We start from the raw sequence: 15,964 nt of genomic DNA on the forward strand, positions 1-15,964 counted from the left end.
GGGTAAGTTCGGCCGAATAAGTTACGGCAATCTTCGATTGTCGTAACTTATGGCCCTCACTTATGCTAGACAAAATCAAACAAGCGATAGAACCTATATTAAAGGAAGAGGGCTGCGAGCTGGTGGAGATGGTTTACAGGCGCGAGGCTGGGAGAATGGTGCTGCGTTTATTGATAGATAGAAAAGGTGGAATTACGCTGGGAGACTGTACACAGTTAAACCAGAGACTTAGTATGGTCCTGGATGAGGCAAATGTAATTACAGAGCGCTATGTATTAGAGGTGGATTCGCCTGGCATGGACAGGCCATTTAAGATAAAGAGGGATTATGAAAGGGCAAAGGGGAGACTGGTGAGGGTGATGCTGAGTGAGGCAGTGGCAGAGAAAAGAGAACATATAGGGACTTTAGAGGAGATCTTAGAGGATTCTATAAAGGTAGATACAAAGAAAAAAGGTATCATCGAGATACCGTTTGATAAAATTACGAGAGCGAGGCAAGAGGTGGACATATGAACAACGAGTTATTGAATGTATTGGATAGTATTGAGCGCGACAAGGGGATCAAGAAGGAGATCCTTGTGAGGGCCATAGAGAGTGCGCTGGTGAGTGCTGCGCGGAAGAAATTAGGCAAGCACATCATGGATATAAAGGTAGAGTTTAACGGCGAGACAGGTGACTTTAAGGTGTTTGGTCCGGACGGCAATGAGGTCGGCGGTGACTTTGGCAGGATCTCTGCGCAAACCGCGAAGCAGGTGATCATACAGAAGATCCGCGAGGCAGAGCGGGATGTGGTGTTTACAGAGTATCAGGGCAAAGTGAATGACATTGCCTCAGGTAGCGTGCACAGGTTTGACAAGGGCATGATCGTGGTAGATTTGGGGCGCGCAGAAGGTGTGTTGCCTCGCAGAGAAGTGCCTCATGGCGAAGAGTACAGGCAGGGTGACAGGATAAAGGCGCTTATCATGGAGGTAAAGAGGACTGCAAAGGGGCCTGAGATATTGCTTTCAAGGACAAACGCGGGACTCGTGAAAAGGCTTTTTGAGCTGGAGGTGCCTGAGATATATGAGGGGATCGTGGAGATAAAGTTTGTATCTCGAGAAGCAGGTGATCGCACAAAGATAGCTGTATATTCAAAGGATGAGAAGGTGGATCCTGTTGGCGCGTGTGTTGGCATGAGGGGCCAGCGGGTAAAGAGTATCGTGAGGGAACTGGGTGATGAGAAGATAGATATCATACGATGGAGCATAGATGCAGGCCAGTTTATTTGCTCTGCTCTTAGTCCTGCAGAGATATCGAGCGTAAGGCTTAATGATAAAGAGAAAAGGGCTGAGGTGCTTGTGGCAGATGACCAGCTCTCGCTTGCGATCGGGAAAAAAGGCCAGAACGTGAGGCTCGCTGCAAAACTTACTGGATGGAATATTGATATACGCAGTAAGGCTGAGATAGATAAGGTGAATAAGATCGGCATTGACGAGATAGATGGTGTGGGGCCAAAGACAAAGAAGGCGCTTGCAAAGGCAGGGTTTAAGACAGCTGGGAGCATTGCAAAGACAGATCTAAAGTCACTTACTGAGGTAGATGGTGTAGGTAAGAAGACTGCTGAGAAGATCCTTGCATCTGCAAAAAAGATTTTAGAGCAAAAGGTGCATGAAGTGAGGGATAAAAAAGGGAAAGAGAGAAAGGCAGAGAAGGCAAAGGAAGAGAAAAAGGAAGCTGAGGCTAAAGCATGAGCATAAAGGTTCATAAACTTGCAAAAGAGTTAGGGCTTACCAGCAAGGAGCTTATGGCTAAGCTTCGCGCATTGAAAATAGATGCGAAGACTCATATGAGCACTATTGATGATGATGCTGTTGCGCGCGTGAAGAAAGCGCTTGGTGGGAAAAAGGCGGAGAAGAAGGTCAAGAAAGCACCAGTTAAAAAAACGCCAGTCAGAAAACCCAAAAAAAAGGCACCTAAGGCAGCCAAGCCAAAGCCTGTAAAGGTTGAAAAAGTCATTGTCGAGCCTACTCCAGAGCCAGAAGCACCAGAAGTACCAGAGGTGCCAGAATTAAAGATATTAAAGATAGATTTTCCTATTACAGTAAAGGATTTTGCGCTCAAGCTTCAGGTAAAGGTCAATGACTTAATAAAAAATCTCATGGCCAAAAAGATCCTCGCGACTATAAATCAGACGCTCGATGAAGAGACCGCGAATTCGATCGCTGATGAGTTTGGTTATAAGATAGAACGGCTTCCCAGCGAGGAAGAAGTGCTTTTAGAAGAACACGAGAAGGACGACCCTGCCAAGCTTAAGCCCCGCGCGCCTATTGTTACATTCATGGGACATGTCGATCACGGGAAGACTTCACTCCTGGACATGATTCGAAAGACAAAGGTCGTGGATAAAGAGGCAGGCGGGATCACACAGCACATAGGCGCGTATGAAGTGGTGCTGCCAAAAGGCAAGGTGACATTTCTGGATACGCCAGGCCATGCCGCGTTTACTGCTATGCGCGCGAGGGGCGCGAATGTCACGGATGTAGTAGTCCTGGTAGTGGCTGCTGACGATGGTATTATGCCGCAGACTATAGAGGCGATCGACCATGCAAAGGCTGCAGGTGTGCCAATAGTAGTGGCTATAAATAAGATTGATAAACAGAATATAAATTTAGATAAGGTGAATAAACAGCTTGCTGCGCGGGAACTTGCTCCTGAGGGCTGGGGCGGTAAGACCATTACAGTAGGCGTGTCTGCAAAGACAGGTCAGGGCATTGATGAGCTTTTAAATATGCTTCTTTTGGAAGCAGAGATGCTTGAATTAAAGGCAAATCCTGACAGGCCAGCTACTGGCGCGATCGTAGAAGCAGAGCTTTCGAAAGGCAAAGGCCCTATTGCAACAGTGCTTGTCTCAAGAGGCACTTTAAGAACGGGCGATGTTATGATAGTGGGGCTTAATTATGGCAAGATAAAGGCAATGATAGATGATAAGGGCCACAGGGTCGGAGAAGCTGGGCCTGCGAAACCAGTAGAGGTGCTCGGACTCTCAGGCGTGCCTTTGGCAGGAGAAAAGTTTTATGTCATAGCTGATGAGAAAAAGGCAAGGGATGTTGTTGGCGTAAAGCGGCTGGAGGCGGAAAAGAAAAAGCTTGAGGCTGGGTCTCAGAAAATAAGCCTGGAAGATTTTTACAATAAGGTCCAGGAAGGCAAGATAAAAGAGCTTAAGATTATTTTAAAAGCAGATGTACAGGGTTCGCTCGAAGCGATAAAAGATTCACTCGAGAGGCTCTCGACAAATGAGGTAAAACTTTCTGTAATACATGCCCAGGTCGGCAATATCAATGATTCAGATGTCATGCTGGCCTCTGCATCGAACGCGGTTATACTGGGATTTCATGTTGCAATAATACCTAGCGCAAAAGCGCTTTCCAGGCAGGAAGGCGTTGACATGAGACTCTATAATATAATCTACGAGGCAGTAAATGATATTAAGGCTGCGATGGAGGGTTTGCTTGAGCCAGTTATAGAGGAAACATTTTTAGGTAGGGCTGAGGTAAGGCAGGTCTTTAGAGTCTCGAAAGTCGGGGTCGTGGCAGGATGTTTTATTTCAAAGGGCGCTATACCGCGCAATGCCGTGGCAAGACTCTTGAGAAATAAAGAGGTTGTATTTAAAGGTAAAATAAGCTCTCTCAAACACGTGAAGGACGATATAAAAGAGGCGAAAGAGGGATTCGAGTGCGGGATCAGTCTTAGTTTCAAGGATATACAGAAAGGCGACATCATAGAGGCGATCGAGACCAGGAAGGTTGCCCGACGGTTGAAATAAAGGCAAAGGCCGAGAATAGGCAGACTTTAGTCTGCCTGCTTATGAAGGCCTTTGCGACAAACATGTAGGGCACACTTTAGTGTGCCGAACCTTAAAATATGACTAAACGCATATTAAGCGGAATGCGGCCGACTGGGTCGTTACATCTAGGGCATTTATTTGGCGCGCTTGACAACTGGGTGAAGCTGCAGAAGGAATACGAGTGCTTTTTCATGGTCGCAGACTGGCATGCGCTTATGAGCGAGTATGAGGATCCAGAGAAGTTGCCTCAGTATACGCTGGAGTGCGTGGCAGACTGGATCGCGTCAGGCATAGATCCGAAAAAGAGCACTATATTTATCCAGTCGCATGTAAGAGAGCACCTGGATCTATACATGGTATTTTCGAATTTTGTGCCGCTTGGATGGCTTGAGCGCTGCCCGACTTATAAAGAACAGCTGCGCGAACTCTCGACAAGACACTTGCATACATACGGATTTTTAGGTTATCCAGTTCTGCAGGCAGCTGATATTTTATTGTATAAAGCAGACGCTGTGCCAGTGGGCAAGGATCAGCTTCCGCATCTTGAGCTTACGAATGATATCGCGGCTAAGTTCAATAAGCTCTACGGAAAGACATTTGACGAGATAAGGCCGCTTCTTACAAAGATACCAAAGCTCCTTGGCGTGGACGGAAGAAAGATGTCGAAGTCCTATGGAAATTTTATTGCGCTTGGCGATACAGAAGACGCGATAAAGGAAAAATGCAGTCAGATGTTCACTGACCCAAAGAGAATAAAGCTTTCTGATAAGGGTCACGCAGATGAATGCAATCTCTATCAATATTTTAATCTGCTGGACAAGAAACAGGCGCCGAGGGTATATGAATATTGCACAAATGCAAAAAAGGGCTGTACAGAGTGCAAGAAGGAGCTGGCAGGCGTTGTATCGGATTATTTAAGTGATATCAGAAAGAAAAGAGAAAAACTTTTAAAGGACAAGGCCGCGCTTCGCGACATATTAAAACAAGGCGCGAAGAAAGCCAGCAACGCCGCAGCTGAGACAATGAAAGAGGTCCGGAAAGTAGTGGGGTTGACTTAATTTGTGTCAAGTGTCAGGTGAAAAGTGTCAGGGACTTTGCCTCTATTGACACCTGACACTTTAAACTTGACACCAGCGTAGCTACTTAAAGAGCATATTATGTCATACAAAGTTAAACTCGAGGTATTCGAAGGGCCGTTGGATTTATTGCTCTATCTCATTAAGAAGAACGAGGTAGATATATATGATATTCCTATAGCTGAGGTTACAGAGCAGTATCTGGAATACATGGAGCTCATGCGCATGCTGGATCTGAACATCGCCGGCGAGTTCCTGGTCATGGCAGCGACTCTCATTCACATAAAGAGCAAGATGCTCCTGCCTCCTGAGGAGAAAGAGATCTTGCCGGAGGAAGAAGAGGATCCAAGGGAAGAGCTCGTAAGGCGGCTTTTGGAGTACAAGAAATTCAAGGAAGTCGCAGGCGTGCTGCAGGATCTGGAAGGCCAGCGCAAGAAGATGTTCACCAGGGCCATGACCTTTGAGGCCGAGCCTGGTGAGAAATTTTTTGAAGCGAGTTTATTTGATCTCATTACAGCGCTTACCAAGGTGCTGAAGGATGTCCCGAAAGATGTCTTCCAGGAGATAGTAAGGGATGAGTTCACAGTGGAGCAGAAGGTGCATGATTTATTGCACATGCTCGTGGCCAGACCCATTATACATCTCTCAGAGCTTTTTAAGAACGCAAAGAATAAATCAGAGATTATTGCTATTTTTCTCGCAGTGCTGGAGTTAATAAGATTAAAAGAGGTCATTGTGGCCCAGAAACAGAGTTTCAGCGAGATAGAGGTAATACGTAACGAAAAACATAGGTTACGAGTGGAATAAATGCACAGCAGCTTATAGCAGCTGTAGGGCACACTTTAGTGTGCCAGAGACACATGCACAGAGACCAGGCGAAAAATATAATCGAGGCAATGCTTTTTGTGAGCGACAAGCCATTGTTTGTCAATGAGATAAAGGGCGTGCTGGAGGATTTTAAGCCTCAGGATGTAAAAGAGGTTATTGCTGAACTGGCAAAGGAGTATGAGGACACGAGCCGCGCCTTTAGGGTCAAGGAGATCGCAGGTGGTTTTCAGATAACGACTGATCCATCGCTCGCGCCGTGGCTCAAGAAGCTATACAAGACTTCTGGCGTAGACCGGCTCACAGGGCCAAGCCTTGAGACGCTTGCCATAGTCGCGTACAAACAGCCAGCTACAAAGCCAGAGATAGAGGCGATAAGAGGCGTAAATGTGGACGGTGTTTTGAAGACGCTTATAGAAAAGAATCTTGTAAAGATCGCGGGGAGACGTGAGACTGTGGGTCGCCCCATACTTTATGGCACTACGCAGGAATTCTTGCAGTACTTTGGCCTGAATTCTCTCCAGGAGCTGCCGAAATTAGAAGAGTTTCATTTTACAGAAAAAGATATTGAGTTACCTGAACATTTAAAAAAACAAGAAGAGGTGGTCCAAGATGAAATTAACCAACCTTCGCAAGAAAATTGATGATATTGACAAAAAGATCGTCGAGCTCTTGAGCAAGAGGGCTTCTGTAGCAAAGAATGTCGGTAAATTAAAACACCGCGCGAAAAGCGGCGTATATGTACCTGACAGAGAGGTTGAGATCTACGCGAATATCGCGACACAAAACAAGGGCCCTCTCTCTGACAGCGCATTAAAGGCGATTTATCGAGAGGTCATGTCGTCTTCTCTCGCGCTCGAGAAGAGTTTGCAGATAGAGTATCTCGGTCCTGAGGCGACATTCACGCATATAGCTGCGATAAGCAAATTCGGGAGCCAGGTAAGGTACTCACCTTCTAATAGCATCACAGATGTATTCGGAGAGGTTGAGGTAGGACGCTCTGACTATGGCGTGGTGCCTGTTGAAAATTCAGTTGAAGGGGCAGTGAATCACACGCTGGACATGTTCATTGATTCAGATCTAAAGATATGCTCGGAGATATATCAGGACATATCGCATAATCTGATCGGGAGATGCAGGAGACTAAAAGATGTGAAAAGGATTTATTCAAACCCGCAGGTATTCGGTCAGTGCCGCGCGTGGCTTAATTCAAACCTGCGCGATGTCGAGCTCATAGAGGTCTCGACCACGAGCAGGGCTGCAGAGATCTCGCAGAGCCAAAGGAATGCGTGCGCCATAGCGAGCTTACTGGCAGCAGAAAAGTATAAGCTGAGGATACTTGCAAAAGGCATCGAGGACAGTACAAGCAATATCACGAGGTTTCTTGTGATAGGCCAGCACATATCTTCTGCTACAAAAAAGGACAAGACATCAATAATGTTCGCTGGCAAAGACAGGCCAGGTGTACTGCACGATATGCTTGTGCCTTTCAAGAAGAACAAGGTGAATCTTACTAAAATAGAATCGCGGCCGTCAAAGAGAAAGGCATGGGAGTATTATTTCTTCGTCGACATGCTCGGTCATCATGAGAATCAAAATGTAAAAAATGCCTTAAAGGGAGTAGAAAAACAATGCACCTTTCTTAAGGTGCTTGGATCGTATCCATCAGGGATCTAAAATGCAGCCACGTAAAGCAATACTAAACATAAAGCCATACAAGCCAGGCAAACCTATTGAAGAGGTTAAAAGGGAACTGGGTCTGAAGGATGTCATCAAGATGGCGTCCAACGAGAACCCGTTCGGGCCTTCTCCAAAGTCTCTGACTGCTATAAAAAAGACCCTTCGCAATATTAACAGGTATCCCGAGAGTGGGTGTTTTTATCTGCGCCAGGCCCTTGTCAAGAAATTAAAGGTAAAGCCGACTCAGCTGATCTTTGGCAATGGTTCAGACGAGCTGATAATACTTGCGCTTCGGGCATTTGTAAACGAGGGCGATGAGGTGGTCGTTGCCGCGCCTACATTTCTTATATATGAGATAGCGTCTAAGATCCAGGGCGCAAAGATAAAAAAGATCCCTACAAAATATTTTAAATATGACCTGAAGGCAATGAAAGAAGCAGTCGGCAAGAATACGAAAATGATTTTTATTGCGAATCCTGATAATCCTAATGGTACATATGTCACTAAATATGAATTAGACGCATTTTTAAAGGGCCTGCCCGAGTCAGTAGTCGTTTTTATCGACGAGGCATATTTTGATTTTGTGGCTGAGCGGGATTATCCTAATGGCCTGGACTATGTGGGGAGTAGAAACGTTATTGTGACGCGTAGTTTCTCAAAGTCATACGGCCTGGCAGGCTTGAGGATCGGCTATGGTGTTTCTAATCCAGAGCTTATTAAATATATGGATACTGTGCGTGAGCCGTTCAATATAAATTCGCTCGCACAGGTTGCTGCCTGCGCAGCACTCAGGGATAAAAAATTTCTTTCCCGAGTCAAGAGAGAGACAGAAAAAGGCAGGAGATTTTTTTATTCTGAATTCAAAAAGATAGGACTGAGGTACATACCGAGTGTTACTAACTTTGTACTGTTCGAGGTGGGTAAGGATGCTGACGCGATTTGCAAAAGACTTTTAAAAAAAGGCGTAATCGTGCGCAATATGAAGGTCTGGGGTCTTGATACATTTATTCGCGTAACAGTAGGTAGGGAAAAGGAAAACAAGCGTTTTATTAAGGAATTAAAGAGGGCATTATGATTATTGTCTTACGTCCAGACGCGACAAAAAAAGATATAGACCATCTGTTAGCCAAGGTCAAAAAGCTAGGCTTAAAGACCATGGTTTCAAGAGGCGTTGAGCGCACTATCATAGGAGTGATCGGCGAAGAAGATGTATTGCGCGTTCAGCCGCTCGAGGCATTTCCTGGCGTTGAAAAGGTAATGTCGATTTTAAAGCCGTACAAGCTCGTGTCGCGCGAGTTCAAAGGCAAGAATAGCATTATAGATATTGATGGCATAAAGATAGGTGGAAAAAGAATAGTTGTAATGGCAGGCCCGTGCTCTGTGGAGAACCTTGATGGTCTTATGACAATAGGCAAGTCAGTGAAAAAAGCAGGCGCATTGGTTTTGCGAGGGGGAGCGTTTAAACCGCGTTCATCCCCGTATAGTTTTCAGGGTTTGGGCGAAGAGGGCCTTGAATATCTGCAGGAAGTCAAACAGAAGACTGGACTTAAGATCGTGACAGAGGTCATGGATACAAGAGATGTGGAGCTGGTCGAGGGATACGCTGATATACTGCAGGTGGGCGCGAGAAATATGCAGAATTTTAATCTATTAAAAGAAGTAGGGCTTTCTAAAAAGCCAGTACTTTTAAAGCGGGGCATTGCAGGCACAATAAAAGAGCTCCTGATGTCAGCAGAGTATGTGCTTTCCAATGGGAATTTTAATTGCATACTGTGTGAACGTGGCATAAGGACATTTGAGGATGCTACGAGATTTACACTGGATCTAAACGCAGTACCTTTAATAAAGCAGCTGACTCATCTGCCTATTATTGTTGATCCAAGCCATGGGACAGGTAAGTGGAATCTTGTCTCAGATATGTCCAGGGCAGCGATTGCCGCAGGCGCGGATGGTCTGATGATAGAGGTGCATCCAAGTCCAGAAGACGCGCTTTCTGACGGTGCGCAGTCACTATTACCAAAGAAATTCGCTGAGATGATGAAAGGCCTTGCTCCAGTAGCAAGAGCAGTAGGACGAGACCTGTAATGTTTAAACGTGTAACTATAATCGGGCTTGGGTTGATTGGCGGTTCGCTTGGACTCGCTATAAAGGAAAAGCGACTCGCAAAAGAAGTGATCGGGGTTTCCCGAAGACAGACCACGATTCGCCAGGCATTGTCGTTAGGAGCAGTTGATCGCGTGACCCTGGATCTAGAAAAGGGGATTAAGGACTCGGATCTCATTATTCTTACAGCACCTGTTTTAACGATCATTGATATAGCGGGGCGTATCAAAGGCAGTATTAAAAAAGGCGCCATATTGACTGATGCAGGCAGTACAAAGAAGGATATTGTAAACAAGATAGAAAAGATATTGCCAGCCAGTGCAAATTTTGTAGGAAGCCACCCAATAGCTGGATCTGAGCACTCAGGCGTAGCCTACGCAGACAGGGATTTGTTTAAGGGAGCGTATTGCATGATGACAAAAACCAGGCGCACAGATAAAAAGGCACTGAATAAGGTAAAAAGATTTTGGAATAAACTAGATATGAAGGTTGAAGTCATGAGCCCTGAAAAACATGATCATATCGTCTCAGGCTTGAGTCATCTGCCGCATGCAGCCAGTGTCGCGCTTTCTAATAGCTGCGCTAAAAAGGATCTGCATCTTGCAGCAGGAGGCTTTAAGGACACGACAAGAGTCGCTGCTGGCAGCCCCGAGCTCTGGAAGGATATATTTCTCACGAACAGGAAAAATATAATCAAAGACATAAGAGTGCTTAAGAGGGAATTATCGAAGATAGAGTCAGCATTGAAAAACAGCAATAGTTCAGAATTGTTAAAATTGTTCAAGAAGGCAAAAGATATTAGAGACTCTATATGAAAAATCCAAAATCCAAATACTACCAAATCCCAAATAAATCCAAAATCCCAAATCCCAAAATAATGATTGGGATTTGGAAATTGGGATTTATTTGGTAGTATTGGTAGTATTTGGATTTGGGATTTGATATGTGCTACACATTCTGGAGATTCGTATTTTTTCTGTTCTTTAAAATATTTTTGCGTCTAAAGGTGTCTGGCAGGGAGAATTTTCCTAAAGATGGCCCTGTAATTGTGGCGCCGAACCACGTGAGTTTTCTGGATCCAATAATAGTGGGCGTTGCTGCTCCGAGAAAGTTGAATTACCTGGCGCGCAGCACATTGTTCAGGTCAAAGATCTTTGCTAAGATGCTTTCCTGGGCCAATGTTTCGCCTATAAAGCGTGAGACAGGTGATGTAAATGCCTTTAGGCTGGCCTTGAACAGGCTGCGGCAGCAAAAGCCAGTGCTTGTGTTTCCAGAAGGTACGCGTTCACAGGACGGCGATCTACAAGAGCCAAAGTCAGGCATAGGATTTTTACAGGTTACTTCTGAAGCCAATATTTTACCGTGTTATGTAAAAGGTTCCAGAGAGGCATGGCCCAGGCATTCTAAGTTTCCGAGATTTGCCCATGTTTCAGTGCATTTTGGCAAGCCTTTGAGATTTGAGAAAGATTTTTCAGGCAGCAAAAAAGAACGATACATGCATATTGCCAGAGAGGTAATGCAAGCAATTAGTGAGTTAAAGGAGAATTCCCAGAACGGGCAAACGGGCTAAACGAAACATGAAAGTAAAAGTAGCATCGCATTCAGGTTTTTGTTTTGGCGTAAAACGGGCAATAAAGATAGCTCAAGTGACGCTGCGGGATTCAAAGGATAAGAGAAACATCTATTCCTTGAATCCTATTATACATAATCCTCAGGTAGTAAATGATCTTTCAAAAAAAGGCTTAAAGGTCCAGCATGATATAAAGAGGATCAAAAGCGGGACCGTGATCATATCGTCACATGGTGCTCCCATAGACGTGATCAATAAATTGAAAAAGAGGCACGTCAGAGTAGTCGATGCAACGTGCCCTTTTGTAAAGCATGCCCATGACATAGTCAAGAATTTACGTGGGCAAGGCTATCTAGTTTTTATCGTAGGCGATAAAAAACATCCTGAGATTAAGGCATTATTAAGCCTTACAGGGAATCGCGGAAATACGCGGAACGTAACGCGGAATCACGCGGAAAAAAAGATAGGAATTATATCTCAGACAACTCAGAAGAAAGATGATTATATTAAAGGTGTCTTAGATATATTAAAAAGGGATTTTAGCGAAGTAAGGATTTTTAATACTATTTGCAATGACACATCGCATAGACAGGGCCTCACTCGGAGGCTTTTAAAAGAGTGCGATGTGATGATAGTAGTAGGTGGGAAGAATAGCGCTAATACGCGGCGTTTATGGCAGATCTGCAAAGAAAGCGGGGTGGATAGTTATCACATCGAAAAAGCCAGCGAGTTAAAAAAGCGCTATTTTAAAAGGAAGAGATGCGCCGGAATAGTAAGCGGCGCTTCAACTCCAGATGAAACAGTAAAAAACGTTGTTACAACAATAAAAAAATTCTAACGAAAGAGGGGTATTCAAAAAATGGAAGACGAGACAAAGAAAGAGACGAAAAATGAAGAGGTATTTGATCTAGCGTCAGCTTATGCAAAGACCTTTCGCAGCCTGGGTGAGGGCGATATCGTAAAAGGCAAGGTCATAGCTATAGGAAAAAAGGACGTGTATATTGATTTCGGGTATAAGTCCGAAGGGATCATGCCTGTATCAGAGTTTAAAGATCTCCCGGATATGAAGGTGGGTGATGAGTTTGAAGTGCTTGTTGAGTCCAAGGAAAACGAAGATGGCATGATAGTCGTTTCAAAGAAAAGGGCTGAGAAGGCACAGGGTTGGAACAAAATAGTCAATCAATGCCATGAGGGCGACATTGTCGACGGAAAGGTCACGCGCAAGGTCAAGGGCGGCCTTATGGTCGATGTAGGTATAGAGGCATTTTTGCCAGCGTCATTAGTGGCCCTAAAGGGATTTGGCAATGTAAATCAGCTCCTGGGACAGATCCTGAAATTTAAAATAGTAAAAATGAACAAGCCAAGAAGAAACATCGTGCTTTCAAGGAAAGACGTGATAATGAAAGACAGGGACGAGGCGAGGAACAAGATCATTGGCGAGCTTAAAGTCGGCGAGCTGCGTAAAGGCCTTGTAAAGAACATCACTGACTTTGGCGCATTTGTTGACCTTGGCGGCATAGACGGACTTTTGCATATCACAGATATGAGCTGGGGCAGGATCTCTCATCCCAGCGAGGTCCTTGCAATAGGCGATACTGTTGAGGTGATGATCCTTAATTTTGACAAGGATAAGATGAAGGTATCTCTGGGGCTAAAGCAGAAGACAAGGAGTCCATGGGAGGATGTCGAGGATAAATATTCTCTTGGTTCAAAGATCAAAGGCAAGGTCGTAAATATCATGCCTTACGGCGCTTTTGTGGAACTAGAGAGGGGTGTTGAAGGCCTGGTACACGTGTCAGAGCTTTCCTGGACAGCAAGGATCAATAATCCTGGCGATGTTCTGGCAATAGGCGACATCGTAGAAGCGATTGTTCTTAGCGTGGATAAGGTAAGCCAGAAAATCTCTCTTGGCGTAAAGCAGATAGAGGCAAATCCATGGCTTGAGATAAAGGAAAAATTTCCTGCAGGCACAAAGGTCGAAGGTAAGGTCAGGAATCTTACTGAGTACGGAGCCTTTGTAGAGATAGAAGGCGGCATAGAGGGCTTTGTTCATGTGAGCGACATGTCCTGGACAAGAAAAATAAACAGCCCAAAGGAATTTTTAAAGAAAGGCCAGGCAGTGGATGTCATGGTGCTTGCAGTTGATTCTGACGCGCAGAGAATGAGCCTGGGCATAAAGCAGATCATTACTGATCCGTGGCCAGAGATCATGAAAAAGTACAGCCTGGGCACATCAGTAGAAGGCACCATAACAAAGGTCGCTGCTTTTGGCGTCTTTGTTGAGATAGAAAAGGACCTTGAGGGTCTGGTGCATGTGTCTGAGCTTGAGCTTGAGGCGTCGCAGAAGATGGAAGAGATATACAAGCTCGGCGATAAGGTCGAGGCTATTGTGATCAAGGTAGACGAAGCCGAGAGAAAGATAGGATTGAGCCTGAAAAAGAAGGATTAGAGGCAAAGGCCGGGAATAGGCAGATTTCAATCTGCCTGTTTATGAAGGCCTTTGCGACAAAATATGTAGGGCACACTTTAGTGTGCCAAAAGGAATCATGGATGTAAGGAAACAATTAGAGATAATCAAGCGCGGAACAGTTGAAGTAATCTCTGAGAAAGAGTTGGTCGCGAAGCTGGAGAAGGGTAAGCCCTTGATTGTAAAGGCAGGGTTTGATCCTAGCGCGCCTGACATACACCTGGGTCACACTGTGCTTTTGCGAAAGCTCAGGCATTTTCAGGACCTGGGCCACAAAGTAGTCTTTCTCATAGGTGACTTTACAGGTATGATAGGCGATCCCACTGGTCGCAGCGAAATCAGAAAGCGCCTGACTGAAAAAGAGGTAAAGGAAAACGCAAAGACCTATAAGAAGCAGGTCTTTAAGATCCTCGACGAGAGAAAGACAAAAGTAGTCTTTAACAGTAAGTGGCTCAATCCAATGAGTCTTAAGGACACACTGAGCTTGACTTCACACAGCACTGTGTCACAGCTTCTAGCAAGAGAGGATTTTAATCAGCGGTACAAGAGCGGGAAAAATATAAGCCTTTTAGAATTTATGTACCCGCTTTTACAGGCCTATGACTCTGTAGAACTAAAAGCAGATGTAGAGCTTGGCGGCACAGACCAGAAGTTCAACCTGCTTCTGGGCCGCGAGATCCAGAAAGACTATGGCCAGGAGCCACAGGCCATTATCACAATGCCGCTTCTCGTAGGCCTTGATGGTGTGCAGAAGATGAGCAAGTCTTATGGCAATCACATAGGTATAAATGAGTCGCCAGAGGAGATGTTCGGTAAACTCATGTCCATATCAGATGAGCTCATGAAGCAGTATTATGAGCTCTTGACAGATGAGGAGCCAAACGAGTCACATCCAATGGAGGCCAAAAAGCATTTGGCAGAACTAATAGTCAGGCAGTATCATGGTGATAAAGCTGCCCAATCTAGTCGCAAAGACTTTGAAAACAAGTTCCAGAAAAGAGATCCCTTTACAGAGCTAAAGCTTGAAACAAAGCCCTTCAAATCAACCCTGTGCGAATTTCTGGTCAGCGAAAAGATATGCGCGTCAAACAGTGACTTCCGCCGTCTAATAAACCAGGGCGCGATAGAAGTCAACTCCGCTAAAATCAAAGACTTGCAATTCCAACTCCAACCCTCCAAACAATACCAAATCAAAGTAGGCAAAAAACGCTTCCTCAAAGTCATCCTCACCTAAAGTAGACAAATCAGTCACTGACTGTTTTGTCTACTTTTTGCATTGACTTGGAAGGGGATTTGTAGTAAACTAATAAATAGATTATAAAAGATTTAAACACGTGAATATGATAAAATTTAGAGATAAAATTATATCTTTAGTAATTATTATTTGCTTTTTATCTGCATCTACCAGTGCGGAGACATTAAGGCTGCCGCTTGCATTTGTGGAGAATAAAGAAGATGAACAGACAGAAACATCTCTTTTTGGTGAGCGAGGGCCGTTGGGGCTGAACTTATTCAAAGGCGAGAAAGGGTTCCGAGAGACAGAAGGGATTTTTATAATAGACTATGACTATGTTAATTCTTATGAGAAGTTTCAGGAGCCGATTATACATATGTGTGAGATGTTAAAACAATTAAGGGAACGAAACCCTGAGGCGCATAAAGGTGAGATTTGGATTGTTGCTTATGAAGACGGAGAGCCTATCAATGAAGAATTGAAACAAAAGTTTTTAGAGTATAAAGATTTTGTTAGGTTTTTTGATGCACCAGAATACCAGCAAGAATACAATAAGGTTAGAGAGAACTCGGGTAATGTTTTTGCAATTGTAAAGAAAGACACAAAGCTTGAAATCTACTATAGAAATTTTACTATAGATGATGCTCATGCTAGGGAAACGTATGGCTATAATCAACATTTAGATATTTTGGCACTCTTTCGGTTGCATATCGAATGCCAAAATTATAAACTTGGAGATAGGTATAAAGCTAGCTATAAAAATGAAATCAGTGAATTATTTCATGACTTGAATATTTTAATTATTGATGAAAGGAAGCACTTAGAAATCATGGATCTAATTAAGCTGGCAGGGGAACAAAAGAAGATCATAGATGATATATAAAAAATCTTTAAAATACCTCTTGACACATTCCGGTTCTGTGATATAATTCATAATTACCTAAAATGATAGATTCTCCTTGATAATATAGCTAATATATATCATGAGGGAGGATGCGAAGAGGGCATCGTCTTGGTGCTCTTTTTTTTGTCTATCCGTTCTTTGTAAATTTGGCCAAACTAACGGGTTCGAGTTATGTCAAATATTTTTGGAGAGTTTGATTCTGGCTCAGAACGAACGTTGGCGGCGTGGATAAGGCATGCAAGTCGAACGATCCCGAGCAATCGGGATAGTGGCAAAAGGGTGA

15 protein-coding genes and 1 rRNA gene are annotated in these 15,964 nt (G+C 44.3%); all 16 read left to right on the forward strand.

Annotation, left to right across the window (positions count from 1 at the left end; translation table 11 throughout):
• The first annotated feature begins 62 nt into the window (after window positions 1-62).
• Complete coding sequence (rimP, locus tag P9L93_00695; protein MDP8229603.1) at window positions 63-512, forward strand: ribosome maturation factor RimP; 450 nt, start codon at window positions 63-65, stop codon at window positions 510-512.
• Window positions 509-1,729: a transcription termination factor NusA gene (gene nusA, locus P9L93_00700; GenBank protein ID MDP8229604.1), complete on the forward strand. Its 1,221-nt coding sequence runs from the start codon at window positions 509-511 to the stop codon at window positions 1,727-1,729. The genes rimP and nusA overlap by 4 nt, the downstream gene beginning before the upstream one ends.
• Window positions 1,726-3,801, forward strand: a complete 2,076-nt coding sequence (infB, locus tag P9L93_00705) for a translation initiation factor IF-2 (protein MDP8229605.1) — start codon at window positions 1,726-1,728, stop codon at window positions 3,799-3,801. The genes nusA and infB overlap by 4 nt, the downstream gene beginning before the upstream one ends.
• Before the next feature lie 98 nt (window positions 3,802-3,899).
• Window positions 3,900-4,880, forward strand: coding sequence for a tryptophan--tRNA ligase (gene trpS, locus P9L93_00710; GenBank protein MDP8229606.1), 981 nt, complete (start codon window positions 3,900-3,902; stop codon window positions 4,878-4,880).
• Between the two features lie 99 nt (window positions 4,881-4,979).
• Window positions 4,980-5,705 carry a segregation/condensation protein A gene (locus tag P9L93_00715; GenBank protein MDP8229607.1) on the forward strand — a complete coding sequence of 242 codons (726 nt, stop codon included), beginning with the start codon at window positions 4,980-4,982 and terminating at the stop codon, window positions 5,703-5,705.
• A gap of 53 nt (window positions 5,706-5,758) precedes the next feature.
• Window positions 5,759-6,367 (forward strand): SMC-Scp complex subunit ScpB, encoded by a 609-nt coding sequence (gene scpB / locus P9L93_00720; protein ID MDP8229608.1) that lies wholly within the window; start codon window positions 5,759-5,761, stop codon window positions 6,365-6,367.
• The gene (gene pheA, locus P9L93_00725; GenBank protein MDP8229609.1) at window positions 6,336-7,400 is read left to right on the forward strand and encodes a prephenate dehydratase; all 1,065 of its coding nucleotides are present in this window, start codon (window positions 6,336-6,338) and stop codon (window positions 7,398-7,400) included. Before scpB ends, pheA begins: the two co-directional genes overlap by 32 nt.
• A gap of 1 nt (window position 7,401) precedes the next feature.
• Entirely contained in the window at window positions 7,402-8,478 is a 1,077-nt protein-coding gene (gene hisC / locus P9L93_00730) for a histidinol-phosphate transaminase (GenBank protein ID MDP8229610.1), read from the forward strand.
• A complete protein-coding gene (gene aroF, locus P9L93_00735) occupies window positions 8,475-9,488 on the forward strand; it encodes a 3-deoxy-7-phosphoheptulonate synthase (protein MDP8229611.1) in 1,014 nt (337 codons plus the stop codon). The genes hisC and aroF overlap by 4 nt, the downstream gene beginning before the upstream one ends.
• The gene (locus P9L93_00740) at window positions 9,488-10,321 is read left to right on the forward strand and encodes a prephenate dehydrogenase (GenBank protein MDP8229612.1); all 834 of its coding nucleotides are present in this window, start codon (window positions 9,488-9,490) and stop codon (window positions 10,319-10,321) included. The genes aroF and P9L93_00740 overlap by 1 nt, the downstream gene beginning before the upstream one ends.
• A 128-nt stretch (window positions 10,322-10,449) precedes the next feature.
• Window positions 10,450-11,076 carry a lysophospholipid acyltransferase family protein gene (locus P9L93_00745; GenBank protein ID MDP8229613.1) on the forward strand — a complete coding sequence of 209 codons (627 nt, stop codon included), beginning with the start codon at window positions 10,450-10,452 and terminating at the stop codon, window positions 11,074-11,076.
• A gap of 7 nt (window positions 11,077-11,083) precedes the next feature.
• Window positions 11,084-11,914: a 4-hydroxy-3-methylbut-2-enyl diphosphate reductase gene (gene ispH / locus P9L93_00750; protein ID MDP8229614.1), complete on the forward strand. Its 831-nt coding sequence runs from the start codon at window positions 11,084-11,086 to the stop codon at window positions 11,912-11,914.
• A gap of 21 nt (window positions 11,915-11,935) precedes the next feature.
• On the forward strand, window positions 11,936-13,525 hold the full coding sequence (locus P9L93_00755; protein ID MDP8229615.1) for a 30S ribosomal protein S1: 1,590 nt from the start codon (window positions 11,936-11,938) through the stop codon (window positions 13,523-13,525).
• Between the two features lie 97 nt (window positions 13,526-13,622).
• Window positions 13,623-14,777: a tyrosine--tRNA ligase gene (tyrS, locus tag P9L93_00760; GenBank protein ID MDP8229616.1), complete on the forward strand. Its 1,155-nt coding sequence runs from the start codon at window positions 13,623-13,625 to the stop codon at window positions 14,775-14,777.
• 106 nt (window positions 14,778-14,883) lie between these two features.
• Entirely contained in the window at window positions 14,884-15,660 is a 777-nt protein-coding gene (locus P9L93_00765; GenBank protein MDP8229617.1) for a hypothetical protein, read from the forward strand.
• A gap of 202 nt (window positions 15,661-15,862) precedes the next feature.
• A 16S ribosomal RNA gene (locus P9L93_00770) occupies window positions 15,863-15,964 on the forward strand; the annotation flags it as partial.

Origin of the sequence: Candidatus Gorgyraea atricola, from assembly GCA_030765235.1 — a bacterium.
GTDB lineage: Bacteria > Omnitrophota > Gorgyraeia > Gorgyraeales > Gorgyraeaceae > Gorgyraea > Gorgyraea atricola.